The organism is Mycobacterium lacus, from assembly GCF_010731535.1.
Lineage (GTDB): Bacteria > Actinomycetota > Actinomycetes > Mycobacteriales > Mycobacteriaceae > Mycobacterium > Mycobacterium lacus.
The window spans coordinates 4439871-4462813 of the sequence record NZ_AP022581.1 but is presented as its reverse complement, the minus strand read 5'-3'; the positions used below and the strand labels follow the sequence as shown (position 1 = coordinate 4462813).

The window sequence follows — 22943 nt, the reverse complement described above, 5'->3', positions numbered from 1 at the left end:
TTACGAGTCATGACCCAACTGCTGGGCCGTGGCAGGTTTTGTCGCCCGCTGTCGTTAGCGCTGTTGCGCCGACGGCGCCGGCTGGATGTTCTGGTTGATCCGGAACACGTTGCCCGGGTCGTATTCGGCCTTGACCTCGCTGAGCCGCCGATAGTTCGGGCCGTAGGTCGCGCGCACTCGGTCCTGGCCCTCGTCCATCATGAAGTTCACGTAGGCCCCGCCCGCCGAGTACGGGTGGGTCGCGTCCCAGTAGTCAACAGTCCAGCGCCGCAACGCCTCCGCGTTGGCCGGGTCGGGATCGACCCCCGCGATGACCTGTGAGAAGTTGACGTCCCGGTACGCCCACGCGGTGTCGGTCTGCCCCACCCGATGAACGGCGCCGTCGACCGGATAGAGGTGCATCGTGGAGTGCATCGTCGGCAGTTCTTCGGTGAAGCGGGCGTGGGCTTGCAATGCACCGTCGGCGACGGTCCGGAAAAAGTCGCCGCGCCAATACCACTGCAATCCCCTCGGATACAGGCCGTCGAAGGCGGACTGCAGCGCCGGGTACGGGGCCGCACCGAGACCGTCGAAGGCGGGTTCCATCTGCCGGACCGGCGCGAACGCCTCATCGGCCCGGGCCGGATCACCGGTGTAGCACCACACCACGGCACACGCCTTGTGCAGGTGGAAGGCCTCGGGGAAGGGCGCCACCGGCGGGACGGTCATGGCCGCGAAGAACCCGTAGAGATCCTCGTCTTGGGCGGGGATGAAGTCCCGGTACCACCGAAGGATGTCGGCGGTGGCCGATGCCGGCCACGCCGTGGCACCGCCGATCACGCTGTGCACGGGATGCAAGCGGAACGTGAACGAGGTGACCACGCCGAAGTTTCCGCCGCCGCCGCGCAGCGCCCAGAACAGGTCCGGGCGCTCGGATTCGGACGCCGTCACCACCCGCCCGTCGGCCAGCACCACCTCGGCCTGCAGCAGGTTGTCGATGGTCAGCCCGTGCTTGCGGGACAGGTAGCCGTGGCCGCCGCCGAGGGTGAGCCCGCCGATGCCGGTGGTCGAGATGATGCCGGTCGGCGTGGCCAGACCATGCGCGTGGGTCGCGGCGTCCACTTGACCCCCGGTGGCGCCGCCTTGGACCCGGACGGCGCGCCGGTCGGGGTCCACGTCGATGCCGTTCATCGGCGACAGGTCGATCACCAGGCCACCCTCGACGGTGCCGAAACCGGGGCCGTTGTGGCCGCCGCCGCGAACGGCGACCGAGAGGTTGGCGGTACGTGCGAAGTCGAGGGCGGCCCCGACGTCGGCGACGGATCCGCAGCGCGCGATCACCGCCGGCCGCTTGTCGATCATTGCGTTATGGACGGCGCGAGCCTCGTCGTATCCCGGGTCGCCGGGCAGGATTACCTGCCCACCCAGCCTGGCTCGCAGTTCATCGGTTTCGGTGGTGAGGCTCATGCCCGCGACGCTACGGGCCGACCGGGTCACACGTCATGACCACAACGAGGCATTTCCGAGGCGAGCCCACGATAGTCAGATCTGACTATCGACCGCCCGACGGCAGCCCTACTACGTTGACAGCATGGCGCAGTGGGGGCCACCACCGCTTCCGCCCGAACTGATCGCACGTCGCCGCGGCCCGCTGGTGGGTCGCGCCGCCGAACTCGCGGCGTTCGAGCAGGCCTGGGAGCGCGTTGAGAGCGGCAACCGCCAGGCGGTGTTGATCGGCGGTGAACCCGGGGCCGGCAAGACGCGCCTGGCCGCCGAGGTGGCCGCGACGCTGGTCGACCACGACGTCGCCGTCCTCGTCGGCAGCTCGACGGCCGACGCCGACGTCCCGTACGCGCCGTTCGCCGAGGCGCTGGATCGCCTGCTGATCGCCGCTCCACCGGGTTCGCTGGCGGACGCGCTGGCGGACGCGGGACCACAGCTGCGGCTGCTGACAACCCAGGTGGATCGGCATCTGCCCGACGCCGGCCCGGCCGACGACGGCGGCGCGGCCCGGCGCGCCCTTTTCGACGCGTTGACCGGCTTCCTGCGGCGCCTGGCGATCGATCGCCCGATCGCGTTGATCCTCGACGACCTACATTGGGCGCAGCCGCCCACCCTCGCGATGCTCGAACAGGTGCTGTTCGGCTGCGCCGATGCCCGCATGTTGGTGGTGGCCACTTTCCGTACCACCGAACCGGACCGTTCCGACGAGCTCCTCACCCGGCTGGCCGAACTGTACCGGTTCGACGGCATCCGGCGCCTCGATCTCGGGGGCCTGGACACCGAGGCGATCGCCGAATTCGTCCGCCACACCCAGCATCTGGCCCCGGCGCCGGCGCGCACGGCGGCGGCCCTGCTGCGCGACAAGACCGGCGGCAATCCGTTCTTTTTGACCGAGCTGGTCAACGACCTGGAAATCCGGGGCGGGATAAGCACATTGAGCGTGCAACAGACCGTTCCGGCATCGATCGGAGATGCCATCGCGCGCCGCGTCGGCGGGCTGGGTGCCACCGGCCGCGGGGTCATCGAGCAGGCGGCGGTGCTGGGCGAAACGTTCGATTTGCCGGCTCTGTTCGCCGCCAGCGAGGCCGATCTACCCGCGACGCTGGCGGCGATCGATTCGGCCGAAGGCGTCGGGTTGATCCGGGCGGTCAACGACTCCGACGGCGAGTTCGCGTTCGTGCACGCCCTCACCCGCGAGGCCGTCGTCGGCGGGATGGCGGCCTCCCGGCTGCGGATCATGCACGCGCGCGCCGGCGAAGCGCTCGAGGGTCGCGCGGACCCGTCGGTCGTTCCCCGCCTGGCCAACCACTACCTGCGGGCGCACGTGCTGGGCTACCACGAACAGGCGTTGCGATACGCGCACAGGGCGGCCCGGATGGCCGAACAGAGCCTGGCCTATGAGGACGCGGCGAAATGGTTCGAGCGGGTGGCGTCGCTGCCCGAGCTGAGCCTTGCGGATCGGGCAGCGATGGACCTCCGCGCGGCCGCGAACCACGTGCGCGCCGGTGATTTCGCCCGCGCGCGGGTCACCTACGAACGCATCAGCGCGATGGACGACCCGCTCATCCGGCTAGAGGCCGCCATCGGCTACGAGGACGCCAGTTGGCGTCCGGGGCTGGCCGACTCGAAGGCAGCCGACCTGCTGGCCTCGGCGCTGGAATCCTGTGGATTGGATGCCGTGGACCCGCGCTACGTGCAGGCTCTCGCGAGCTTCGGGAGGGCGCTGGCATTCGCCGGCGAGGCGGCGCGCGGCCGTGAAATCGGCGACCGCGCAGTCGAACTCGCACGGGCAGCCGACGATCCGAAGGCGTCGCAGCACGCTTTGACGACGAGCCTTTGGCACGGTCTCGCCCCGGACATGTGCGAAATCCAGTCGGAACGATCGGCCGAGCTCGTGCGCGCGGCGCATGCAGGCCGTGACTACGACGCGCTGGGTTCGGCGTCGCACTTCCGTGCCATGGTCAGCTATCTGGCGGGCCGGCCCGAGGAGCTGGCCGCGGCGGCCGCCGACATGCGGCGCGCGGTCCAGGCCTGCGGACAACCGTTCTACGGCTTTGTCCGCGCGTGCCTGGAGCACGCGTTGGCCTATCTGCGCGGCGACTTCGCGGGCGCTGAGGGATGGGCCGACATCGCCGTGCGCACGGGTAGCTCGTTCGGCGTAGACGGGACCGAGGGCTCGCACGGGGTCCAGATGTTCATGATCCGCCGCGAGACCGGGGGCCTAAAGAGATTCAGCGGGTTCGTGGACGGCAGCGAAACGTTCGCCGGCCGCTGGCTGCCCGGCTTGCTTGCGCTGTATACCGAGCTCGACTGCGAACGTGGCATGACCCGCGCGCTGAATCAGCTGCTGAACCGCAATCTCGGCGATCACACCGAGGAGGCCCAGTGGCCGATGGAGCTGGTCTTCATGCTCGAGGCGGCGCTGGAGCTGGGCAACCGCGAAGCGGTGCACGCCCTGCGACCTTTCGTGGCGCGCTACGCCGGCAAGAACCTGGTGGCCGGCCAGTTCGTCGCGCTGTTCGGCAGTGCCGACCGCTATCTTGCCCGGATCGCGGCGCTTGGCGGTGAAAACGATGCGGCAGAGCGTCATTTCGACGCGGCGCTGGTGATGGACCGGCGGATGGGCGCCGTGGTTCATGTTTCGGAGACGCTGGCCCGGCGGGCGTCGTTTGCGGCATCCCGCGGTCGCATCGAGGAGGCGCGCCGCCTGGCCGACGAGGCCCGCGGCATGGCGGCGCCGATCGGCCAGGCCCGGGTTCTCGACCTGGTGGACTCGCTGTTGACCCGGGATCTCCAGGGGCCCGATGGTCTGACGGAACGAGAGGTCGAAGTGTTGCGGCTGCTGGCCGCTGGGCTGAGTAATCGAGCGATCGGCGAACGCCTCTACATCAGCACCAACACGGCTGCCAACCATGTTCGCAGCATCCTGATCAAGACCGGCGCCGCGAATCGTACGCAGGCCGCGATGTACGCCGCCGATCACGAGCTGCTCGGCTGAAAATCAGATGTCGGCCAGGGCGCCGTCCGGCATGACGCGATCGCTGACCTGGACGACGACGTCGGCGGGAAGACCGGCGCGCGCGGCGGCGATTCTGATGGCCTCCGGTGTGGGTGCCTCGTAGAGGCAGTATGTTTTTCGTTTGTCGGCTGACAGAAACGAGTACAGCCAGCGAACGCCCTCCTGCTCGTTGATCCGATTGATTCCATCGGCGACCTCGAGGCTGGGTTCCAATACCTCGGCGTAGTTGCGCTCGACCATGAATATCGGCACGGCGGACTCCTCTTGGGTTTCGTAGGGTCGAACCTACGCGGTGAAGAATCTGTGCGCAGCCGTTCCCGGTTAGTGGAATGCCGCGATACCCGTGACGGCCCGGCCGACGACGAGGGTGTGGATCTCGCTGGTTCCTTCGTAGGTGAGGACGGATTCGAGGTTGGCCATGTGGCGCATGACGGGGTAGTCGAGCGTGATTCCGCTGGCGCCGAGGATGGTTCGTGCGGTGCGGGCGACGTTGAGCGCCTTGTCGACGTTGTGCAGTTTGGCGTAGCTGACTTGTTCGGGGTGCAGCTGGCCGGCGTCTTTGAGCCGGCCCAGGTGGAGGGCCAGCAGGTAGGAGTTGTTGACGTGGGTGAGCATGTCGACGAGCTTGGCCTGGGTGAGCTGGAATCCGGCGATGGGGCTGCGGAATTGGGTGCGGGTGCTGGCGTAGGCGAGCGCGGCTTCGTAGCAGGCGCGGGCCGCGCCGACGGCTCCCCAGATGATGCCGAATCGGGCTTCGGTCAGACACGATAGGGGCGCGCGCAGGCCGAACGCCTGGGGCAGCACCGCATCGGCCGGCAGCCGAGAGTCGTCGAAGCTCAGTTCGGAGGTGGTCGAGGCGCGCAGGGATAGCTTGTGGGTGATCTCGTGGGTGCTGAAGCCGGGGGTGGTGCGGGGCACCACGAATCCGCGGATGCCGTCGGGTGTTTTGGCCCAGACGATGGCCACATCGGCGATGTCGCCGTTGGTGATCCACATCTTGGTGCCGTTGAGCACCCACCCGTCGTCCTCACGACGTGCGGTGGTGCGCATGGCGGCCGGGTCGCTGCCGGCATCGGGTTCGGTCAGTCCGAAGCATCCGATGGCCACGCCTTTCGCCATGCGGGGTAGCCAGGTTTGTTTGTGTAGCTCGCTGCCGTAGCGCCAGATGGCGAACATCGCCAGCGATCCCTGGACGGAGACGAAGCTGCGCAGGCCGCTGTCGCCGGCCTCGAGCTCCATGCAGGCCAGCCCGTAGCACACCGCGCTCGTCCCGGGGCACCCGTAGCCGTGCAGGTGCATGCCGAGCAGGCCGAGTTGCCCTGCGGCGGTGGGGAATCCCGCGGGTAGGCGCCCCTGGGTGTAGGCATCAGGCAGTTGATGCAATAGATCCCGGCGGACAAACGCGCGGACGGTGTCGCGGATCAGGCGTTCCTCATCGGACAAGCTGCTGTCGATCGCCAAAAAATCGTGCGTCGTCAGGGGCGCTCTGACGTCAGATCCCGCATCTGCTGCGGTGGTCATCTCATGCTCCTTTTCGCGTATTCTTGCGCCCCTCATCGAGTTCGGCGAGCCAGGCACGGATGTCGGTACTGTGTTCGCCCAGCAGCGGTGCCCGGGTGCGGTAGGTCACCGGTGTGGCGGACAGGTTGATCGGGCTGGCCACTTGGCGGCCCAGCCGGGCGTCCCCGTCGGCGGTGCTCCGGATCGGTTGCAGGCCAAGACGTTCGGCGTGGGCGAAGGCCTCGGCGATGTTGTTGACCGTTCCGGAGGGAACGCCGGCCGCGCCTAGGGCCCGGGTCCAATGACCGGCCGGGTGGGCGGCCAGTGCGCGTTCCAGTTTCCGGCGCAATGACGCTCGATGGCGCACCCGCAGCTCGTTGGTGAGGAAACGGCCGTCCCGCGCAAGTTCGGGGATGCCCAAGATGTCGCAGAGCTGGCCGAATTGCTTGTCGTTGCCAATCGCGAGCACGATCATCCCATCGCCGGTCGCGTACATGTCATAAGGGGCGATGCTGGGATGCTCGTTACCCATCGCGCGCGGGATCTGCTGGGCCAGCACATAACTGGCCGACTGGTTGGCCAGGGCCGACAGCAGCGCCGACATCAGGTTGATCTCGACGTGCTGGCCCCGCCCACAGCGGTCGCGCTCACGCAGCGCCGCCAAGATGCCCACCGTGGCGAACAGGCCGGCCAGGACATCGACGAGAGCGACGCCGGCCTTTATCGGGCTATCGGAATCTGGCCCGGTGACGCTCATCAACCCGCCCAGCGCCTGGACCAGCAAGTCATAGCCGGCCAATTGCTGCCCCGCCGCAGGTCCGAACGCGGTAATGCTGCAATACACCAGCTCCGGGTTGGCTTCGCGGAGTGTGGGCTCATCCAGACCGAACCGCGCCATGGTTCCGGGCCGGAAGTTTTCCACCAGCACGTCGGCGTGCCCGGCCAAAGTCCTGGCCACCCGCAGGTCATCGGTGTCGCGCAAGTCGAGCACGATGCTGCGCTTGTTGCGATTCACGCCCAGGTAGTAGGTGCTTTCCTTGTCCACGAACGGAGGCCCCCACGCCCGGGTGTCATCGCCTTCGGGCCGTTCCACCTTCACCACCTCGGCGCCCAGGTCGCCGAGGGTCATCGTGCAGAACGGCCCGGCCAGCACCCGGGAGAAATCGGCCACCAACAACGACGAGAGTGGCTGTGGCACAATCTGATTCATCGTGCGCCTACCGGCCCGGACACCCTTGGGACCTCGCCGAACCAGATCCGGCGGGCCTGGGGCGCGACCTCGGCGGCGCGGCCGTCCAGCTGTTCGAGGGTCAGGCTGCTGATCGGATGGGTGACGACCACGGGTTCGAGGTCGCCCATGCCGCGCGCCTCGCGCTGCAGACGTGCCTCGTTTTCAAATTCAGTCGTAACGATGACCGCCGTCGGCACCCCCGCCGCTTCCAGGCGCACCGCGTCGTTGACACATGACGAGGTGCACGAGCCGCAGTCGCCGATCGCCGTGAGCGCGACGTCGGTTTCGGCCGCGATCTGACTGATCAGCTCGGGATTGGCATCCGAGGAGAAGTGGTGCTTGTCGTAGTAGGTGACCGAGGCGAACGTCAGCCCGTGAAAGGCCAACTCGCGCACGGTGGCCCGCAACAACTTGGCGGCGTTCCATTTGGTGTTGCTCAGCACGCCCAGGCGCAGGCCCTCGGTGGTGCTCGGCCGGGGAGCGGTGGGAATGGCCTCCACCTCGATCACACCGCAAGGGTCATAGACAAAGCCGGTCACTTCGGCACTCCTTCGTTGACGTTTCGGGTGGCTCGATCTCAGAGTCGGCAGGCGCCGTCGGAGCAATCCAGCTCACGGGCGCTCCCGTTGGCGCTGGCGACACCGTCGTCTATGGCGCGCAGCACCGGTGTGGTCGCGGTGCTCCAACCCGGCAGGAACGCCGAGAATCGGCCGGCGGCCCCGCCCGCGACGAACAGGTGGATGTCGTCGGGCGTGAACACGATCGGCACGCGCCTGCCCGCCTCGCGCGGATACCACTTCGGCAGGTTGCGGTTGTAGGTGCGCCCTCCGGGCGGTGCGTAGCGATCGCCGTAACTCACGTCGCCCCAGTCGTTGGTGCCGTTGAGCCACAGGTAGCGACGGACGTCGTCGCGAGTCCAGCCGAACGACGCGATGGTGCGCGCATGCTCCACGCCGATGACGACCGTGCAGGAGCCGCCGAGCACCGCGTTGTTGTGCGCGATGGTGCTCATCGCCGAGGCGATGGAGTCCAGAATCCCTTGCGGGTCATCGGAAATGTGGTTGGTGACGCTGTGTGGGGCTTCGGCGCCGATAACCAGGACGGTGCTGTCGTCGGGCGCGTAGCCGTGCTCGACGTGATACGGAGCCCACGGGCTGGATTCTTCGTTCTCGGCGATGCAGAACGTGTACTTGCCGGGATGGCCCAGGGTGCTCCTGTCGAGCTCGCCCGGAATGCCGCCGCCGACGCTGAGCATGATCAGCCGAACCGCGCGGCCGATGGTGGCGTTGGCGCGGTTACCCGAACCGAATACGTTGCCGCCGGAATTCATTCCGATCCGGCGCGCAACGGGACCGTTGACCACGATGAGTGGCGAGACGACATGGGTGGTGGCCTGAATTCCGTTGAGGTTGAACCGCGCGTCGGTCAGGGCGAGGATCGCCGCCCGCACGACGGGGGCGTATTCGGGCTTGCAGCCCGCCATGACCATGTTGACGGCCAGGAGTTCGCGGGTCAGGCTGCCCCACCGTGGGGGAATGCGCGCCACGAGTTCGTCCGGGTCTCCGCCCAGCACGTCCAGCACCGCGGCGACGCGCTCCGGCGTCGGCGGCACCACGGGTAGCCCGTCGCTCCACGGCTGGTCGAAGTAGTACTCGACCAGATCGCGCTCGTCGATGATCACAGCGGTCATTTCGTTGCCTCCTACGTTGCTCGCTGGGGCAACCGTAGGCCGGCTACATCTTCGCAGTCCAAGACATATTGGAACAGCTATTATATTGTGCAGATATGGCTGATCCGGAGCTGCGCTTGCTTCGGTACTTCGTGACCGTCGCCGAAGAACGACACTTCGGCCGCGCGGCCGAGCGGCTACACATCGCTCAGCCGCCGCTGAGCCAGCAGATCCAAAAGCTCGAACGCCAGCTGGGAGCCGAGCTCATCGATCGGAGCCGGCGTCCGATCGAACTCACCGATGCCGGCACCGCGCTTTTCGAAGAGGCGCGGCTGGCGCTCACACACGCCGAGCGGGCGTTTGCCGCCGCACGCAGGGCGGCCGCCGGGCATCTCGGTCATCTCCGCATCGGCGCCTTGCAGGCCGCCGTCGACGGCGTGCTGTCGTACGTCATGCGGGCACATCGCCGCCAGTATCCCGATGTCAAACTCGAACTCGCCGAACTAGATACCGCCGAACAGGTGGCCCAACTGCTCGAGCACCGCCTCGACGTCGGTTTCCTGCGCGGGCCGGTCGATGAACCGTCATTGACCATCGAGATGTTGCTTGATGACCCACTTGCCGCAGTGGTGTGCGAGGAGGATGCGCTTGCCACCCGCGAGCGGATCGCTCCGGCACTGCTTGCGGATCAACCGATCATTCTGTGGACGCGAGCCGCGGCGGCCACCACGTACGCCGACGTCGTCGAGTTGTTTCGTCTGCACAACATCGAGCCGCCGGTCGTTGACGAAGTGTCCCGCATCCAAACGATCCTGGCGTTGGTGGCATCCGGAGCCGGGATAGCCTTGCTGCCAACGTCTTTCATCAATCTCAGCCGAAAGGGTGTTCGGTTCATCCCGCTACACGGGCCCCTTCCGCACCGGCCGCTGGCTCTGGTGTGGCGCACCGCCAACCAGTCACCAAGCGTGCGTTGCTTTCTCGACGTCGCCACGCAAGTGTCCCCGCAATACCTGCGCGACCTGAGCGAGCATTATCCGCAACTCGCGTCGCCGTCGCACGGCACCTGATGGTGCAACCACGTTCGGGCGCTAGGGCTAGGGGTTGAGGGCGTCCGGGATTTTGCTTGTGCGCGGCGACCGGTGCGGGGTTAACCGTCTGCGCCGTTGGTCCCGGATGATCCGTCCGCGCCGCTGGCGCCGTGCAGACCGGGGATGGTCGGCCCAGAACCAAGCGTAGAGGCTTTACCGCCGACGCCGCCGTTACCAGCCGCTCCGCCACCCCCGCCCGAGCCACCGCTGCCACCCAGGCCGGCGGTCCCGTCGGCACCGGATTGGCTCGTCAGGAACCCTCCGGATCCGCCCGTGCCGCCGATGCCGCCGGCACCGCCGTGACCGCCGTCACCCCCCACACCACCGCCGCCGCCGACACCGCCGTTACCGCCGTAGACCGTCGCAGGAGAGATGCCGGTTACGCCGCCGCCGCCGGAACCGCCGACACCCCCGCCGCCGCCCATGCCACCGCCGCCGCCGGCGCCACCGTGGCCGCCGGCGCCACCGGCACCACCGGTGCCGAACATCCGTGAGGCGGCACCGCCAGCGCCGCCAGCCCCGCCCGCGCCGCCGGCACCACCGAACCCGCCGGCGCCACCAGCACCACCGTCGCCCCCGTCGCCCCCATGCACGACGGTGGCGCCGTGGGCATGGTCATTGATGTTGTTGCTGCCGCCCGCACCGCCGTGTCCGCCATTGCCGCCTGAGCCGCCGGCCCCACCGTTGCCGCCGGCCCCACCCGCTCCGCCGTTGCCGGCCAAGATTCCCCCCGCACCGCCGTGACCGCCGGCACCGCCGTGACCACCGGCCCCGCCGGACGCCCCGGCGGCGCCGTTACCACCACTTCCGCCGGCACCCCCGACACCGGCATTGGCTGCGCCGCCCACGGGCCCACCGGGGCCACCGTTTCCGCCGCCCCCGCCTGGCACCCCGCCGTCGGCCCCGTCACCGCCCGCCCCGCCGATGCCGCTAGCGCCACCTCCTGGAAAGGCGGCACCGCCGGCGCCGCCGGCCCCACCGAACCCGCCGGCACCCCCGTCACCACCGGCGCCACCGGTGGCATTGCCGGTGTTTCCGATGTTGGTGACGGCGTCACCGCCGGCCCCACCGGTGCCGCCGGTCATCGTGGGCCCGCCGTCGCCGCCGGGGGCGCCGGGGCCGCCGACGGCGTCGGCGTTGACGTTGAGGATCTGATTACTGCCCGCGCCGCCGGTGGCCGCCGCGGGGCCGGGCGTGGGGTTAGCGCCGTCTGCCCCGGCCAGGCCGGTGCCGCCCTGCCCGCCCGCGCCGCCGTCGCCGACCAGGCCGACGGCGTTGCCGCCGCTACCTCCATTGCCGGGGTTGCCGCCGTTGACGCCCGCCATCGCGGCCCCACCGGCCCCGCCGGCGCCACCGTTGCCGGTCAGCCATCCTCCGGCTCCACCGTTACCGCCGGCCGCGCCGGCGCCACCGGCCCCGCCGGCGCCGCCGTTGCCCCACAGCCCCGCGGCCCCGCCGGCGCCACCGGCCACTCCAGGTGCCGTGCTGCTGCCGCCCTTGCCGCCATTGCCGTACAAGATGCCGCCCGCCCCGCCCGGCTGTCCCACCCCGGCGACCGTCTGCCCATCCGCGCCGTTGCCGATCAACGGACGCCCCAACAGCGCCTGCGTGGGCGCATTCACCACGCCGAGCACGTTTTGCTCCAGGGTCTGCAACGGCGACGCGTTGACCGCCTCGGTACGGGCGTATGACCCCGCGCCGGCGGTCAAGGCCCAGAGAAACTGCTCATGAAAGGCCGCCGCCTTGGCGCTCAGCGCTTGGTACTCCTGGGCGTGCGTGCCGAACAAGGCCGCGATCTGTGTTGAAATCTCGTCCGCACCCGCGGCCAGCACCTCGATTGTCCGAGACGCCGCGGCCGCATTGGCTGCGTTGATCATCGAGCCGATTCCGGCGAAATCTGAAGCCGCGGCCGCCAGAGCCTCCGGCGCCGCGATCACGAACGACATTCCGCACCTCCCGACCAATTTGGATACTTCGGCTGACGCCCGGTCACCGGCGAGCCGTCGGCATACGGATCGTAACGCGATCTGGGCGCGGCACCCCTCTTTTCAGGCTCTCACGATCACGCTGCCACGGTGATCACCTCCTGCGTAGGCTAGCCGATCATCTTTTGTTCGCGGTCAAGCCTTTTCATCGGCCCGGCCGAACGCTAGGCGTCGAGCATCCCGTCGATGAGCCGGTGCAGCGCCTGCCGGGTCTCCCGACGGGCGCGCTTCGGGTCGTCGGCGGTGGCGATGGCCATGGCCGCCTCGTCGAGCGCGCCGATGAGCACATGGGCCAGCGGCCGCACCGGCAGACGAGCGAGCTGTCCTGCCCGGATGGCCTCGGTGAGCAGCTGCTCGGTCATGCCGAGGCTGTACCGCTGCGCGACGTCACGGAAGGCGGCCCAGCCGAGCACCGCCGGTGCGTCCAGCAGGATCAACTGACGCACCTCTGGATCGCCGGACACTTCGAGCCAGGCGTCGACGGCGGCGCGGATCGCATCGGCGGGCGTCGTCGCTCCCGACGCGGCCACCAGGCTAGCCATTCGGGCCATCACGTCCTGCTCTACCGCCTCGACGACATCGCGGAATAACGCTGCCTTGTCGGCGAATTGGTGATACATCGCCCCGCGGGTGACCCCAGCCTCCTTGGCGATCTCGGGTGTCCCCACCTCCGCGTAACCCCGCAGGCCCCACAGCTTGCGGGCGGCCGAGATCAGCGCATCGCGGGTCGCCGCGGAGCGCTCCCCCTGGGTACGCCTCTTGATTTCCATACAACCTGTTGGTAACTTACAAACAGACAGACTGTTTGTAACTATATCTCGGAGTAGGGATGCCCATGCCGACGATCGACACTAATGCCGGAACCATCCATTACGAAGCAACCGGACCGGAGGACGGCCGGCCTATCGTGTTCGTGCACGGGTACATGATGGGCGGCCAGCTGTGGCGCCAGGTCAGCGAACGACTCGCGGGCCAGGGCCTGCGGTGCATCGCCCCCACCTGGCCGCTGGGCGCGCACTCCGAACCACTGCGTCCCGGCGCCGACCGAACCATCACCGGTGTCGCCGGTATCGTCGCCGATGTCCTTGCCGCCCTTGGCCTCGAGGACGTGGTGCTGGTCGGCAACGACACCGGCGGGGTGGTCACACAGCTCGTGGCGGTGCATCATCCCGACCGGCTCGGTGCGCTCGTGCTCACGAGTTGCGATGCGTTCGAACACTTTCCGCCGCCGGTCCTCAAGCCGGTGATCCTCGCGGCCAAATCGAAGACGCTGTTCCGCACCGCCATCCAGGCCATGCGGGCCCCGGCGGCGCGCAAGCGCGCCTACGGCGGCCTGGCTCATGGCAACATCGACGAGCTCACCCAGATGTGGGTGCGTCCGGTGCTGTCCAATTCGGCGATCGCCGAAGACCTGCGCCAATTTTCGCTATCGATGCGCACGGAGGTCACCATGGGAGTGGCGGCGCGGCTGCCCGAGTTCGACAAGCCGACGCTCATCGCCTGGTCGGGCGACGACGTGTTCTTCGAGCAGGAGGACGGCGAACGACTGGCCGCGACCGTTCCCAACGCCCGCCTGGAGGTCATCGAAGGAGCACGGACGTTCTCGATGGTGGATCGGCCGGAGCAGCTCGCCGAACTGGTGTCGAGTGTCGCGGTGCGCGCCTGTGTCCGCCGCAACCCCACCGATCTGCAGGTATGATTTCCGCGAAGTGGGCTTCCGCGTTGATGGTGGCATGCGAAATGCATTGAAAACCGTTGCACGGCAGCGTCTGAGGAGTAGCCGTGGACGAAGATTGCCTGAAGCTCAGTACCTATCTGGCTGAGCGTCGACGGACCGACGACGGCTTTGTCTCCGATGTGCTGCTCGGCCTGTACGGACGGCACCGCATTGCGACCAGCGTCGTGTTGCGCGGCATCGGTGGCTTCGGGACCGGGCGTCACCTCAGGACCGATGAGTCGCTGACGCTGTCCGAGGACCCACCCGTGGTGGTCATAGCCGTGGACACCAGACGGACCATCGAGCCACTGCTCGACCCGGTGCTGGCCATTAAACAACGAGGCCTTGTCACGCTGGAGCGTGCGCGGCTGCTGCGCGGGGATATCGGGCCGGTGGCGCTCGGCGACGAATTGCACGAAGCCGTCAAGCTGACGATTTGCGTTGGCCGCAAAGAGCGCGTCTACGGGGTGCCCGCCTACATTGCGATCTGCGACCTGTTGTACCGGCGCCAACTTGCCGGCGCATCGGTGTTCCTGGGCGTCGACGGCACGGCGCACGGACGGCGACAACGCGCCGCGTTCTTCGGCCGCAATACCGACGTCCCGATGATGATCGTTGCGGTCGGCTCCGGCGATCTGATCGGCCGGGTGTTGCCGGAACTCGGCGGGCTGCTGCGGCGGCCGATGATCACCGTCGAACGGGTCCGGGTGTGCAAACGCGACGGCGAATTACTGGAACGACCGCACGCCCTGCCGGGGGCCGACGAACACGGCCTACCACTGTGGCAGAAGTTGACGATCTACACTTCCGAATCGGCCCATGACGGCGGTATGCCGATTCACCGGGCGTTGCTCCAGCGGCTTCGGCAGCGCAAGACGCCCGACGGTGCGACCGTCCTTCGAGGGATCTGGGGCTTCCACGGCGATCACCGACCCCACGGTGACAAGCTGCTTTCGCTGAGCCGTCACGTCCCCGTCGTCACCGTCATCGTCGACACGCCGGCCAACATCGCCGAATGTTTCGACGTGGTCGACGAACTGACGCAGGACGTGGGATTGGTGACAAGTGAAATGGTGCCCGCGTTGGTGTCGGATGAAGGCCATGACCGCCGGGGCGGACCACCGATGGCCCGCCACAGGTACTAGGAACGCTGGCTTGACCAGAGCCGACGGCACCTAAGTCTAAGAGTCGGTGGCAAGCGCGCGGTGCTCGATCAGGTCGCGCAGACCCCCCACGCCGAGTCGCTCCCGAAACGCTTGCGCCGTGTAGCCGACCGCCACCGCGTCGCTGCGGGCGCGCACCGTCGCCGAGCGCGGCATGTGAAACAGCACACCCATCTCGCCGACGTAGTCCCCGGATCCGATCACTTTGACCAATTCCTCACCACCGTCGGCCAATTCGTGCACGATCTCGAATTCGCCTTCGGCGACCACGTAGATCAGATCGCCCATCGTGCTCTGCTCGAACAGCACCTCGCCGGCCTTCAGTTCGACAGTTTCGGGTGGCCGATTCGTCTCGGCGAAATCCGGCGTCAGCTCGACGACGCGATCGGCCATCGGCAGCATCCGGCTGTCGTGGGTCGCGACCATGACCACTCGGTCACCGTCGGCGAGTTCGCGGATCAGCCGCAGCACCTCTTCGACTTGTATGAAGTCGAGGTGCGCGGTCGGTTCGTCGGCGAGGATCAACGGCGGATCCAGCGCGATCGCGCGCGCGACCGCGACGCGTTGCTGCTGCCCCCCGCTCAGGTCACCCGGGCGATGCTTCATTCGCTCCGCAAGATTGACGCGCGCCAGCAATTCCTCGGCACGCTTACGCGAGGCCGCGCGTGACCACCCGGCCGAGCGCAACGGAATCATCACGTTCTCGAGGGCGGTGAGGCTCGGCACCAGGTTGAACGCCTGGAAGACGATGCCTACCTTGTCGCGCCGGTATTTCGCCAGCGCGGCGCCCTCAAGAGTCGTGATGTCGACGTCGTCGAATTTGATTGCCCCCGACTTGGGCCGCAGGATGCCGCCCAGGCAGGACAGCAGCGTCGTCTTGCCACAGCCACTGGGCCCCAGCAGGATCACCAACGAGCTGGTTGGCACGTCGAGGTTCAAACCGTTGATCGGCCGCAGGGCGTAGCCACCGCTGTAGTACTCGACGACGAGGTTCTGAATGCTGAGATCGCCCACGGTTCAGGGGCCTCCGAACGCGAGCGCGGGGTCGACGGCCACCACGCGCCGTAGCCCGGCGAGGCTGGCCAGCAGGCCGATCATGATCGCGACCATCGGCAGCGCCAGGTAGGCACCGATGGGCACCGCGACAATCATCGGGAACAACGGTGCCAGCAGCTGGGCAAGGATAACACCTACCACCGCTGCCAACAGCGCGACGACGAGCGCCTGCAAGGCGAGTCCCGCCAGAATCGAGCGCGTCGTTGTGCCGATGGCCTTGAACACCGCAAAGTCGCGCAGTCGCTCGAGCGCGGAGAGGTATACCACTGATCCGACGATCAGCACCGCCACGATCCACAGCAAGACGGCCACGATAGATATCGAGTTCACCGCGACCTTCAACGGGCGCACCAGCTCGTTGACAGCACCCGTTCGGTCGAAGGCCTGGTAGCCGTCGGGCAGCGCTCGGGGTGTGCCTTTGACTCCGATCGACGTGATCAGCGGCTGCCCGTTGTACGCCAGTTGCTGTAGGCCCTGGGTCGTCAGGAACACGTTGGGAATCTTTGCCATTGCGGTGGAATTGGGCACGACGCCGACGATGTGCAATGCGTGCGTACCGACCTCCAGGGTGTCGCCGACGTGCCGGCCCGTTGTGCTCGACACCGCAACCTCATCCGGTGTCGAGGGTGTCCGACCCTCCGAGACCTTCGGCATGCCGGGTCCACGCTCGGGCGCGCCGAAGGCCGTGACGTTTCGCGTTGATGTGCCTTCCCTCATCATCGTCCCCACGCAGCCCAGTGGGGCCGCAGCCTCGACGCCGGGCTCAGCGGCCACCCGCGCCAGGTCAACGTCGGGGAACGGTATCGAACCCAGGAACGGCCCGGCCGCGCCGGATTTGACCACAAACTCGTCGATACCCATGGAATCCACGGTGTGCCTGGCCTCGACCCGAAAGCCGTTCGCAAGCCCGGTCAGCACGAGTGTCATCCCGAAGATCAGTCCGGTGCTGACGATCGCGATGACGAGGCGCCGTTTTCGCCATTGCATGTCACGCAGGGCCGCAAAGAGCATTCCCAGAACGTACCAACGACCGAGCTGTTCCGAGGCCGGGTTGGTCTACGTTCGTCGACACTGCCGTCGCGGCAGCACCCGCCCGATCACCACACGCGTCCGGGTTCGTCGGCCCCGACACCGTCGTCGATGGCACGGGCGCGCTTCCCGGTTGTCGCGCCGAGGTGGGCACATCGTTGGTCACCTCCACGCGGAGGCCAGCGCGGCAGAGATGACGATTGCGCCGTGCGATACAGGTGCCAGTCACATTTGTCACACCGGTATCCGACAAAAGGATGTCCGTTGTGCCCACGTCAGCGCGACAAATTCGAGGGGTGACAAACAGGCTACGTGGTAGGTATCTTGGCTTCCGGTCATAACTGAACAGCTGTTGACGCGATGCGGGAGAACCTCGATGTCGAGGCGCCGTAGGAGCAATCTCCTCCCCGGGAATCTCTCAGGCCCAGTACCGCACCGCCGAGGCAACTCTGGAGACAAGGAACGGTCACTCGACCGCGCCTTACCGAAGGTGTACGACTCTGCCGTGAGGCGGAGTCACAGACTCTCAGGTTTCAGGACAGAGCGGGGAGGGCACATCCAGCCCGGTGCATCCGGGCTCACTGAAACCGGAGTTGGACCTTGCCCGAGATTTATGTTCAGGCGCCCGACGGCAAAGCCGGGGACTTGAGTTTTGTCCCCCGCCACGTCGGCCGCGACGCCAGCGACGATCTGGCATTCGTACAACTCCCTGCGGTCGGTGCCACCACCCCCGGCGGGTCAGCCCCAGCCGCCGCCGAGTACGCCCGGCAGAACGGAGTGACCTGATGAACAACCTCGACCAACCCCTGGCCACCTTCGACCCCGACATCGCGGCCCTGATCGACAACGAACTGCGTCGCCAGGAGGCCGGTTTGGAGATGATCGCCTCGGAGAACCATGCGCCGCTGGCGGTGATGCAGGCGCAGGGTTCGGTTCTGACCAACAAGTACGCCGAGGGTTACCCGGGCCGGCGCTATTACGGCGGGTGCCAATTCGTCGACGGCGTCGAGCAGCTGGCGATCGACCGCGTCAAGGCCCTCTTCGGCGTCGAATACGCCAACGTGCAACCACATTCGGGTGCCACCGCCAACGCCGCCACCATGCACGCCCTGTTGACTCCCGGCGACACCATCCTGGGGTTGTCGCTGGCACATGGCGGCCACCTCACCCACGGGATGCGCATCAACTTCTCCGGCAAGCTCTACAAGGTCGCCGCCTACGAGGTGTCCAAAGAGGACTACCGCATCGACATGGACGCCGTCGCCGAAGCCGCCCGCAAACATCGGCCCAAAATGATCATCGCGGGCTGGTCGGCTTATCCTCGCCACCTGGACTTCGCCCGGTTCCGCGACATCGCCGACGAAATCGACGCCCTGCTGATGGTCGACATGGCGCATTTCGCCGGCCTGGTCGCCGCCGGGCTGCACCCCAGCCCGGTGCCGCACGCTCACGTCGTCACATCCACCACCCACAAGACACTCGGCGGTCCTCGCGGCGGCATCATCTTGTCCAACGACGCCGCCATCGCCAAGAAGGTCAACTCCGCGGTCTTCCCCGGGCAGCAGGGCGGACCGCTCGAACATGTCATCGCCGCCAAGGCGACCGGGTTCAAGATGGCCGCGCAACCCGAATTCGCCCAGCGGCAACGACGTTGCCTCGACGGCGCGCGAATCCTCGCCGACCGGCTGACCCAGCCCGATGTCGCCGAACGCGGTATCACGGTGCTGACCGGCGGCACCGATGTACACCTCGTCCTGGTGGACCTGCGTGACGCCGAACTCGACGGCCAGCAAGCCGAAGACCGGTTGGCCTCCGTGGACATCACCGTTAACCGCAACGCGGTGCCCTTCGACCCCCGACCCCCGATGGTCACCTCGGGGCTGCGGATCGGCACCCCCGCCCTGGCCTCACGCGGCTTCTCGCTCAACGACTTCCGCGCTGTGGCAGACGTGATCGCTGCCGCACTGACTGCCACTAGCGAGGGCCAGCTGGGTCCGCTCCGCGCCCAGGTCCGGCAGCTTGCCGCGCGGTACCCGCTCTATCCGTCATTGCGCCAGCCGTGACCGTCAGCGTTTTCGACCTGTTCACCGTCGGGATCGGGCCGTCCAGCTCCCACACGGTGGGCCCGATGCGCGCGGCCAATCAGTTCGTAGCAACCCTGCGCCAACGGGGTCGAGTGCATGAAGTCGGCACGGTGCGAGTGGAGCTGTTCAGCTCGCTGGCGGCAACCGGAGCGGGCCACGGCACGATGTCGGCGATACTGCTGGGGTTGGAAGGCTTTCGGCCGGAGTCGATCAGCACCGAACAAAAGGAGCGCCGCCTCGCCGACATCGCAGCGTCGGGCACGACATGGATCTACGGCGTCACGCCGGTGCGGCTGGCCGAGCGTGACATCGAATTGCATCCCGACGTCGTCCTGCCCACGCATCCCAACGGGATGACGTTTACCGCCGCTGATTCCCGCGGCCGGATCCTGCATGAGCAGACATATTTCTCGGTGGGCGGCGGGTTCATCGTCACCGAACAGTCCAGCCGGAGCGCCGGCCAACATCCGTGCTCCGCTGGCCTGCCCTACTCGTCGGCTCAGAGGCTGCTCGACATCTGCGACCGCCTCGACATCGCCATCAGCGAGGTGGCGCTGCGTAATGAGTCTTGCTGCCGCTCTGAAGGCGAGGTCGGCCGCGGGCTGCTGCACCTGCGTGACGTGATGGTCGAGTGCGAGCGACGCAGCATTGCCCGCGACGGGTTGCTTCCCGGCGGCCTCGGGGTGCGCCGTCGCGCGAAAAGTTGGTATGAACGGTTGAGCGCCGAAGACCCCACTCGCAAACCGGAATTCGCCGAGGATTGGGTCAACCTGGTCGCGCTGGCGGTCAACGAGGAGAACGCTTCCGGTGGGCGCATAGTCACCGCGCCGACCAACGGTGCTGCCGGCATCGTCCCCGCCGTCCTGCATTACGCCACGCACTACACGCCGGCCGGCGCCGCGGATCCCGACGACACCGCCGTGCGATTCCTGCTCACCGCGGGGGCCATCGGATCCTTGTTCAAGGAACGGGCATCGATCTCGGGAGCCGAGGTCGGATGCCAGGGGGAAGTCGGCTCTGCGGCCGCCATGGCCGCCGCCGGGTTGGCTGAAATCCTCGGTGGCACACCGCGACAAGTGGAAAACGCCGCCGAGATCGCCATGGAGCACAGCCTCGGTCTGACCTGCGACCCAATTGCCGGCCTGGTGCAGATCCCCTGCATCGAGCGCAACGCGATTTCCGCCGGCAAAGCCATCAACGCCGCACGGATGGCACTGCGTGGAGACGGTGTCCACCGCGTCACCCTCGACCAGGTGATCGACACCATGCGGGCCACCGGTGCGGATATGCACAGCAAATACAAGGAGACCTCCGCCGGCGGGCTCGCCGTCAACGTGGGGGTCAACATCGTCGAATGTTGACTGTGCCGAGCAGACGCAAAAGCCCCTCATTTCGGGACGAAATGGGGGCTTTTGCGTCTGCTCGCGGTGATCTCGACGCCGCTTTTTGCCCTGTAGCGCTCCGAAAGAAGGCGCAAGCGAACTAGAATCCCGGCTTGTGACGACCCCGTCGAACCCCTGGGGCGGCGAACGAGGAAAACTCTCGCATCGGCTGCAGATGCGGGGTCAGCCACTTGGCCGCCGGCGGGCCCGGCGGCTGTGCCGGCGGTTCGCGCGCGTCGGCGTCGAAACCCCACCAGGGCGTCTGCAAGCGATACTGGCGGGCGCGCCGGCCGCCGAAAACGAGTTGACGGATGTCAAATTTGCTTTGATCGCGACTCAGCTCAATCACGAGAAGCGCGTCGCGACGTTCAAGCGCCTCCAACGCCGGGGCACCCGCTCACTGATCTTTGTGGGCTTGTTTCTGGTGATGTTGAACTTCCTTTTCTGCCTTGCCTACGCCCTGTTGAACCTGACGCAGCAGGCCCCGCCGCTGTGAACCACCTCAGCTGGCGGCATTTCCCGGCTTTGCAGCCCAACCACGCGGCCGTCGACAAGCACGTCGGTGCCGGTGATGAAGGTGGCGTCGGAGGGCGACGCCGAGCAGGTCTACGGCCAGGATGGCTTCAGCCGAGGCCTGCGCCGGGAAGAGGCCGGCGGTGTGTGCCACCTGGGTGACGCTGCCGAGTGACGCCGCGTACTCGGCGAGCGCACCAACCGATTCCGCCGACGCGACATCGACGCCACGGCTTTCCACGCGATGGCCGTCTGCGGCCAATGATTCGGCGACCGCCGTGAGCACCTGTTCGTTGTTGTCGGCTAACAGCACCGTCTTGCCGCAACCCAGCCGCCGGGCAATCGCCTGGCCCATCCCGCCCACGCCGATGACGACCAATACGTGCCGATTCACTGTCACCCCGAAATTTGAGCTGTCTCCGGTCAATTGGCGATGCTATACACATCAACATCCACGACGACGCGCTGCTGGATTCAAAGATCCCGCCGGGCGCCCGGCGCGTTCTCGATGTCGGGTGCGGCGACGGGTTCCTGGCCGGACGGCTGGCTCGCCGCGTACCGGACGTCACCCCGGTGGATGTTGACGCGCCCGTTCTGCGACGACCGCGGGCCCGGTTGTCAACGGACACCCGCGCACTGGGCGGCTGGCGGGTCTGGTCTCCCCGGGCGGGACGTAGGCCGTGGTCACCTTCGTCAAGCCCGCACTGCGAAACGGCTTGTGGCACTTGAGCAGCCGGGTAGCATGCGCCGTCGTCAATCGCGTCAGGGCAAATGGGAACATACCGCTGCGATCAAGTGGCCGCCGACGGAGGCGCTGCGGCGGCCGCGCGCGCAACTTCCCGGATCCCGCCTCCGCAGGCTGCGCTACGGCCGCGTGCTGATCACGTGGCGCGCACGCGTCTAGCCCGGAGCACCCCCACGTAGCCCGTTTCGGTTCTGAAAGAATGGTCGGCGCATCCTGGCAGCGAAGGAGCGCACGTGGCCAAGCGTGAAAATCGTGGCACCAACCGGTGGGAGCTGATTACCTGCGCGCTCAGCGGGCACGCCACCTATGGGCCCGACGACGAGGCACTCGCTGAGCGGCTCAGCGCCAAAACGAAGCTCGGTGAAGTGTGGCGCTGCCTGCGCTGCGGCGATTTCGCCCTCGGCGAGCCGCATGGCCGGGGCCGCCCCGAGGATGCGCCACTGATCATGCGCGGCAAGGCGTTACGTCAGGCAATCATCATTCGAGCGCTCGGGGTCGAGCGCTTGTTTCGGGCGCTGGTGCTGGCGCTCGCCGCGTGGGCGGTGTGGGAGTTTCGTGGTGCGCGTGGCGCGATCCAAGCCACCCTGGACCGCGACCTGCCGATTTTCCGGGCCGCCGGTTTCAAGGTCGATCAGATGTCCGCGATACACGAGCTGGAAAAGGCGCTGGCCGCAAAACCATCCACACTTGCCCTGATAACCGCCCTGCTGGCGGCCTATTCGGTGCTGCAGGTCGTCGAAGGTGTCGGCCTGTGGTTGCTGAAACGCTGGGGTGAGTACTTCGCGGTGGTGGCTACCTCGATCTTCCTGCCGTTGGAGATCCATGACCTGGCCAAGGGCATCACGATGACCCGTGTGGTGACCTTCAGCATCAACGTGGCCGCGGTGGTCTACCTGCTGGTCTCGAAACGGCTGTTCGGTCTGCGGGGTGGGCGCAAGGCCTACGACGAGGAACGGCACGGCGAGCAGCTGCTGGACCTCGAACGCGCCGCCATGACGACGACGTGACGACCCCGTAGTAGCTCAGCGGATTGTGGCTAACGCCACAACGTGGATTCTTGCACTGTTTACGCACCCGCGGCGCGCCCGTAAAGGCTCCACGGTGAGATTCCACCAAGTGGCGTACTGCCTCCGGACTGATGAAGGACCAAAGCGTGACGACACTACCGTCGTGGATCAACCGGGGCCCTAACGGCTTCGACGTCGTCGCGCCCATGAAGGCGCGCGCATGCGGCGCTCTGCACGCCATGCTGAAAAGCAGGGCGCGCCAACCGCGCGCTG

At 67.4% G+C, this 22943-nt stretch carries 19 protein-coding genes, 2 pseudogenes and 1 riboswitch; of the genes and pseudogenes, 10 read left to right on the top strand and 11 right to left on the bottom strand.

Annotation, left to right across the window (positions count from 1 at the left end):
* Positions 1 to 54 precede the first annotated feature (54 nt).
* Positions 55 to 1446 (bottom strand): FAD-binding oxidoreductase, encoded by a 1392-nt coding sequence (locus tag G6N24_RS20495; RefSeq protein ID WP_085161766.1) that lies wholly within the window; start codon positions 1444 to 1446, stop codon positions 55 to 57.
* 124 nt (positions 1447 to 1570) lie between these two features.
* Between G6N24_RS20495 and G6N24_RS25415 the strand changes: the two genes are divergently transcribed.
* Positions 1571 to 4480, top strand: a complete 2910-nt coding sequence (locus G6N24_RS25415) for an ATP-binding protein (RefSeq protein WP_085161765.1) — start codon at positions 1571 to 1573, stop codon at positions 4478 to 4480.
* 3 nt (positions 4481 to 4483) lie between these two features.
* Here the strand turns inward: G6N24_RS25415 and G6N24_RS20485 are convergent, their stop codons facing one another.
* The 5 genes from G6N24_RS20485 to G6N24_RS20465 all read right to left on the bottom strand — a co-directional run bounded on the left by G6N24_RS20485 (position 4484) and on the right by G6N24_RS20465 (position 8922).
* A complete protein-coding gene (locus G6N24_RS20485; RefSeq protein WP_085161764.1) occupies positions 4484 to 4753 on the bottom strand; it encodes a nickel-binding protein in 270 nt (89 codons plus the stop codon).
* A gap of 69 nt (positions 4754 to 4822) precedes the next feature.
* Positions 4823 to 6022: an acyl-CoA dehydrogenase family protein gene (locus tag G6N24_RS20480; RefSeq protein WP_085161763.1), complete on the bottom strand. Its 1200-nt coding sequence runs from the start codon at positions 6020 to 6022 to the stop codon at positions 4823 to 4825.
* Between the two features lies 1 nt (position 6023).
* Positions 6024 to 7211: a CaiB/BaiF CoA transferase family protein gene (locus G6N24_RS20475; RefSeq protein ID WP_085161762.1), complete on the bottom strand. Its 1188-nt coding sequence runs from the start codon at positions 7209 to 7211 to the stop codon at positions 6024 to 6026.
* On the bottom strand, positions 7208 to 7771 hold the full coding sequence (locus tag G6N24_RS20470) for a UGSC family (seleno)protein (RefSeq protein WP_085161761.1): 564 nt from the start codon (positions 7769 to 7771) through the stop codon (positions 7208 to 7210). Before G6N24_RS20470 ends, G6N24_RS20475 begins: the two co-directional genes overlap by 4 nt.
* Before the next feature lie 38 nt (positions 7772 to 7809).
* The gene (locus G6N24_RS20465; protein ID WP_085161760.1) at positions 7810 to 8922 is read right to left on the bottom strand and encodes a hypothetical protein; all 1113 of its coding nucleotides are present in this window, start codon (positions 8920 to 8922) and stop codon (positions 7810 to 7812) included.
* 95 nt (positions 8923 to 9017) lie between these two features.
* Between G6N24_RS20465 and G6N24_RS20460 the strand changes: the two genes are divergently transcribed.
* Complete coding sequence (locus G6N24_RS20460) at positions 9018 to 9968, top strand: LysR family transcriptional regulator (RefSeq protein ID WP_085161759.1); 951 nt, start codon at positions 9018 to 9020, stop codon at positions 9966 to 9968.
* Between the two features lie 80 nt (positions 9969 to 10048).
* Here the strand turns inward: G6N24_RS20460 and G6N24_RS20455 are convergent, their stop codons facing one another.
* Together G6N24_RS20455 and G6N24_RS20450 are read right to left on the bottom strand one after the other, a co-directional pair.
* Positions 10049 to 11935, bottom strand: coding sequence for a PE family protein (locus G6N24_RS20455; protein ID WP_163745582.1), 1887 nt, complete (start codon positions 11933 to 11935; stop codon positions 10049 to 10051).
* 203 nt (positions 11936 to 12138) lie between these two features.
* Positions 12139 to 12744 carry a TetR/AcrR family transcriptional regulator gene (locus tag G6N24_RS20450; RefSeq protein WP_085162530.1) on the bottom strand — a complete coding sequence of 202 codons (606 nt, stop codon included), beginning with the start codon at positions 12742 to 12744 and terminating at the stop codon, positions 12139 to 12141.
* A 65-nt stretch (positions 12745 to 12809) separates the two neighbouring features.
* On the opposite strand from G6N24_RS20450, the gene G6N24_RS20445 reads away from it, so the two are divergent.
* Positions 12810 to 13673, top strand: a complete 864-nt coding sequence (locus tag G6N24_RS20445; protein ID WP_085162531.1) for an alpha/beta fold hydrolase — start codon at positions 12810 to 12812, stop codon at positions 13671 to 13673.
* A gap of 83 nt (positions 13674 to 13756) precedes the next feature.
* The gene (locus G6N24_RS20440; protein ID WP_085162532.1) at positions 13757 to 14836 is read left to right on the top strand and encodes a DUF190 domain-containing protein; all 1080 of its coding nucleotides are present in this window, start codon (positions 13757 to 13759) and stop codon (positions 14834 to 14836) included.
* Positions 14837 to 14872: 36 nt separating this feature from the next.
* On the opposite strand, the gene G6N24_RS20435 is transcribed toward G6N24_RS20440, so the two are convergent.
* Together G6N24_RS20435 and G6N24_RS20430 are read right to left on the bottom strand one after the other, a co-directional pair.
* Entirely contained in the window at positions 14873 to 15868 is a 996-nt protein-coding gene (locus G6N24_RS20435; RefSeq protein ID WP_085162533.1) for an ATP-binding cassette domain-containing protein, read from the bottom strand.
* Positions 15869 to 15871: 3 nt separating this feature from the next.
* Positions 15872 to 16921, bottom strand: a complete 1050-nt coding sequence (locus tag G6N24_RS20430; protein ID WP_085162534.1) for an ABC transporter permease — start codon at positions 16919 to 16921, stop codon at positions 15872 to 15874.
* Positions 16922 to 17292: 371 nt separating this feature from the next.
* Positions 17293 to 17382, top strand: a riboswitch (glycine riboswitch).
* Between the two features lie 202 nt (positions 17383 to 17584).
* Between G6N24_RS20430 and G6N24_RS20425 the strand changes: the two genes are divergently transcribed.
* The 4 genes from G6N24_RS20425 (at position 17585) to G6N24_RS20410 (ending at position 20901) form a co-directional block, all read left to right on the top strand.
* On the top strand, positions 17585 to 17725 hold the full coding sequence (locus tag G6N24_RS20425; RefSeq protein ID WP_163745581.1) for a hypothetical protein: 141 nt from the start codon (positions 17585 to 17587) through the stop codon (positions 17723 to 17725).
* On the top strand, positions 17725 to 19002 hold the full coding sequence (glyA, locus tag G6N24_RS20420) for a serine hydroxymethyltransferase (RefSeq protein ID WP_085162535.1): 1278 nt from the start codon (positions 17725 to 17727) through the stop codon (positions 19000 to 19002). Before G6N24_RS20425 ends, glyA begins: the two co-directional genes overlap by 1 nt.
* The gene (locus G6N24_RS20415) at positions 18999 to 20384 is read left to right on the top strand and encodes an L-serine ammonia-lyase (RefSeq protein WP_085162536.1); all 1386 of its coding nucleotides are present in this window, start codon (positions 18999 to 19001) and stop codon (positions 20382 to 20384) included. The genes glyA and G6N24_RS20415 overlap by 4 nt, the downstream gene beginning before the upstream one ends.
* Before the next feature lie 136 nt (positions 20385 to 20520).
* Positions 20521 to 20901: a hypothetical protein gene (locus tag G6N24_RS20410; RefSeq protein WP_085162537.1), complete on the top strand. Its 381-nt coding sequence runs from the start codon at positions 20521 to 20523 to the stop codon at positions 20899 to 20901.
* Positions 20902 to 20991: 90 nt separating this feature from the next.
* Here G6N24_RS20410 and G6N24_RS20405 read toward each other — a convergent pair.
* A pseudogene (locus G6N24_RS20405) lies at positions 20992 to 21273 on the bottom strand (SDR family oxidoreductase); the annotation flags it as partial.
* Positions 21274 to 21344: 71 nt separating this feature from the next.
* On the opposite strand from G6N24_RS20405, the pseudogene G6N24_RS25565 reads away from it, so the two are divergent.
* Together G6N24_RS25565 and G6N24_RS20395 are read left to right on the top strand one after the other, a co-directional pair.
* Positions 21345 to 21822 (top strand): annotated as a pseudogene (locus G6N24_RS25565) (class I SAM-dependent methyltransferase).
* Positions 21823 to 21896: 74 nt separating this feature from the next.
* A complete protein-coding gene (locus G6N24_RS20395) occupies positions 21897 to 22670 on the top strand; it encodes a DUF2127 domain-containing protein (RefSeq protein ID WP_085162538.1) in 774 nt (257 codons plus the stop codon).
* Positions 22671 to 22943 lie beyond the last annotated feature (273 nt).

Excerpts from the sequence above, each read along its gene's own strand:
- glyA (WP_085162535.1), top strand. The coding sequence starts at position 17,725 with ATGAACAACCTCGACCAACCCCTGGCCACCTTCGACCCCGACATCGCG.
- G6N24_RS20445 (WP_085162531.1), top strand. The coding sequence starts at position 12,810 with ATGCCGACGATCGACACTAATGCCGGAACCATCCATTACGAAGCAACC.
- G6N24_RS20465 (WP_085161760.1), bottom strand. The coding sequence starts at position 8,922 with ATGACCGCTGTGATCATCGACGAGCGCGATCTGGTCGAGTACTACTTC.
- G6N24_RS20430 (WP_085162534.1), bottom strand. The coding sequence starts at position 16,921 with ATGCTCTTTGCGGCCCTGCGTGACATGCAATGGCGAAAACGGCGCCTC.
- G6N24_RS20460 (WP_085161759.1), top strand. The coding sequence starts at position 9,018 with ATGGCTGATCCGGAGCTGCGCTTGCTTCGGTACTTCGTGACCGTCGCC.
- G6N24_RS25415 (WP_085161765.1), top strand. The coding sequence starts at position 1,571 with ATGGCGCAGTGGGGGCCACCACCGCTTCCGCCCGAACTGATCGCACGT.
- G6N24_RS20455 (WP_163745582.1), bottom strand. The coding sequence starts at position 11,935 with ATGTCGTTCGTGATCGCGGCGCCGGAGGCTCTGGCGGCCGCGGCTTCA.
- G6N24_RS20450 (WP_085162530.1), bottom strand. The coding sequence starts at position 12,744 with ATGGAAATCAAGAGGCGTACCCAGGGGGAGCGCTCCGCGGCGACCCGC.
- G6N24_RS20480 (WP_085161763.1), bottom strand. The coding sequence starts at position 6,022 with ATGACCACCGCAGCAGATGCGGGATCTGACGTCAGAGCGCCCCTGACG.
- G6N24_RS20475 (WP_085161762.1), bottom strand. The coding sequence starts at position 7,211 with ATGAATCAGATTGTGCCACAGCCACTCTCGTCGTTGTTGGTGGCCGAT.
- G6N24_RS20495 (WP_085161766.1), bottom strand. The coding sequence starts at position 1,446 with ATGAGCCTCACCACCGAAACCGATGAACTGCGAGCCAGGCTGGGTGGG.